Here is a 2,243-nt window from a genome sequence, read left to right as displayed (position 1 = left end):
CTACTACCGTGAGCACGGGCGTGCCTTCCCGCCAGCGCGCCAACGCTGGTCTTGATCAGAATTCGGATTCCTTGCAGATCATCTTCCGGGAAGGCACGCCCGCCCGGGATCCACAGGTTATGATCATTGCTCAAGGTGCGGATGGGCCACCGCCAGCAGCTTATGGCTCAGCAGATAGGCATCCCCGATCTCCAGCACTGCTAGCCGCAAGGAATAGCCACTGGCGTCGTAGGACAGATAACCCAGGTATTCCAGGGTGAGGATGAATCGCCCCGCCGCGGTCCTGGCGATCCCGACGAACTCGGCAACATCCGAGACCGACAATGGCCTGTCCTGGCTGCTGATAGGCCTTCAGCACGGACAAAGCCCGGGCCAACGCCTCGACATGGCCCGGGTCGCTCTTCTTCAAAAGGGAGGCGGTCTCCGGGAGGCTTGGCCCTATCCGAAGCTATCTCATGGCGATGCGTTTAATGGCCCCCACTGGCGAGGATTACAGGCCAGACGGCGCTGGGCGGGCGGCTACCACTGCCACACCGGCAGATCTCGCCAGTTCTCTGCTGAACGGAATTAACATCTGGACAGCAGTTATGCGTTGTGCTTCACTTGCTGGATTACGGCGACCGTGCCGAGCTGCCGCATCTGGCCAGTCTGTTCGACATCGACAACAAGTGTGGCGGCGGCGTTGGCTTGCAGGAGGCAAACGCCTACCTTGAGCTGACCGCACCCGTGATGGCCCAAACATAAAGAGCTGAGGCTTCAGCCGTTTAGCAAACTATCGACAGATCCGAAAGACGAGGCCCTCCGATGATAAATGAAACGAGTACGGCTCCGAGACCAGGTGCGACCTCAAGGCTGCCCTTGCTGAACGGACACAGTATGCCGCGGATCGGCCTCGGAACATGGCCGATGCTGGACGCCGAATGCGAGCAAGCCGTCCGCTGTGCCGTGCAGACCGGCTACAGGCTGGTCGACACGGCCGTTCAATACCGCAACGAAGAAGCCGTGGGCCGCGGCATCAGAACCGCCGGCGTCCCGCGGGCGGAACTCTTTATTTCCAGCAAGTTCAACAAGGAGTCCCACAGCGTCGACGGCGTCCGTCGGGCGTACGACGAAAGCCTGCGGAAGCTTAGGGTCGACTATCTGGACATGTTCATGTGCCATTGGCCGGTGCCGGCGCTTGGCGCGTATGCGGAGGCATGGAAAGGCCTTGTAACCCTGTTAGAGGAAGGCGCCGTCAAGGCCATCGGCGTCTCCAACTTCAAGCCGGCCCACCTGAGGAAAATCATCGAAGCGACCGGAGTCGTTCCGGACGTCAACCAGATTCAGCTAAGTCCTGCTCTGGCGCGCACACAACCGCGTGCGGTCCACCGGGAGCTGGGAATCCTCACCCAATCCTGGAGCCCGATCGGCCGTGAATCCGGACTGCGTGCGAACCCCCTTGTGGTGGCCATCGCCGACCGTCTGAACAGGTCACCTGCCCAGGTCCTGCTGCGATGGCACATTCAGCAGGACCTGGTGCCCATCCCGCAGGCTTCGGACCCCGTCTGGTTGAGAGAGAACATCTCTGCGTTCGATTTCACCCTGACCGCCGACGACATGAACGATCTGGCCCGCCTGGATATGGGCGAAACTGCTGCGCGGGACTCAGATGCTGCGGAAAACGGTCACTGAATCCCGGCCAACGGACGCGGTCCGGCGGGGCCTCGGCCACTCGGCCGACTGGGGCCGTGGTGCCTCATGTCAAGATGCTCGCCAAATGATTCCTGCGTGCCTCATCTATTGTGCTCGCGAAAGTCTCATGCTGCGTGGGGTGCTTGGGAGTAGGTCTTGGCGGCGGCCAGCCGGATGAGTCGCTGCTGGATCTCGTTGATCCGGTTCGTCAGGCCGGCCAGGTCCAGACTGGCGTAGAGCTCGTCCAGGTAGTGACGTTGGGGTTCGAGCATGATCCCGGTGTCCTTGATCCGGTCTGCCGGGGTCCGCGGGTCGTCGTAGCTGCGCACTGACTTCCCCTTGCGGCTCAGGTGATATCCGGTGACTTTCTTGGTGGGCAGGAACAGGTTTTTGCGCAGGTTCACCAGCGGCCAGAGCTCGTTCAGGAGCCCCAATTCAGCATCGGTGTCGTAGCGGTAGTTGAACGCCGAGCGGCGGACGACGGCCTCGTTTTTCTGCTCCACGAACGGGTTGTCGTTGGAGTGGTGGGGCCGGGACCGGGTCATGCGGATGTTATGGGCATTGCACCAGGT

Annotated in this window: 3 protein-coding genes and 1 pseudogene; 2 read left to right on the top strand and 2 right to left on the bottom strand. The window is 61.5% G+C overall.

Going from position 1 to position 2,243, the window contains the following annotated elements:
• Nucleotides 1-123: 123 nt before the first annotated feature.
• Entirely contained in the window at nucleotides 124-345 is a 222-nt protein-coding gene (locus ACRDUX_RS08420; RefSeq protein WP_080989707.1) for a helix-turn-helix domain-containing protein, read from the bottom strand.
• A 258-nt stretch (nucleotides 346-603) separates the two neighbouring features.
• On the opposite strand from ACRDUX_RS08420, the gene ACRDUX_RS08415 reads away from it, so the two are divergent.
• The gene (locus tag ACRDUX_RS08415) at nucleotides 604-744 is read left to right on the top strand and encodes a hypothetical protein (protein ID WP_156525811.1); all 141 of its coding nucleotides are present in this window, start codon (nucleotides 604-606) and stop codon (nucleotides 742-744) included.
• Nucleotides 745-804: 60 nt separating this feature from the next.
• Nucleotides 805-1,671, top strand: a complete 867-nt coding sequence (locus ACRDUX_RS08410; protein WP_047040723.1) for an aldo/keto reductase — start codon at nucleotides 805-807, stop codon at nucleotides 1,669-1,671.
• 125 nt (nucleotides 1,672-1,796) lie between these two features.
• Here the strand turns inward: ACRDUX_RS08410 and ACRDUX_RS08405 are convergent.
• Nucleotides 1,797-2,243, bottom strand: a pseudogene (locus ACRDUX_RS08405) (hypothetical protein); the annotation flags it as partial.

Origin of the sequence: Mycobacterium sp. (assembly GCF_050701675.1) — a bacterium.
Classification (GTDB): domain Bacteria; phylum Actinomycetota; class Actinomycetes; order Mycobacteriales; family Mycobacteriaceae; genus Mycobacterium.
The sequence above is the reverse complement of the archived record's forward strand: the minus strand, read 5'-3'. Positions and strand labels throughout refer to the sequence as shown.

What these genes read in the sequence shown, in the direction of transcription:
- ACRDUX_RS08410 (WP_047040723.1), top strand. Translation starts at nt 805, where the DNA reads ATGATAAATGAAACGAGTACGGCTCCGAGACCAGGTGCGACCTCAAGG.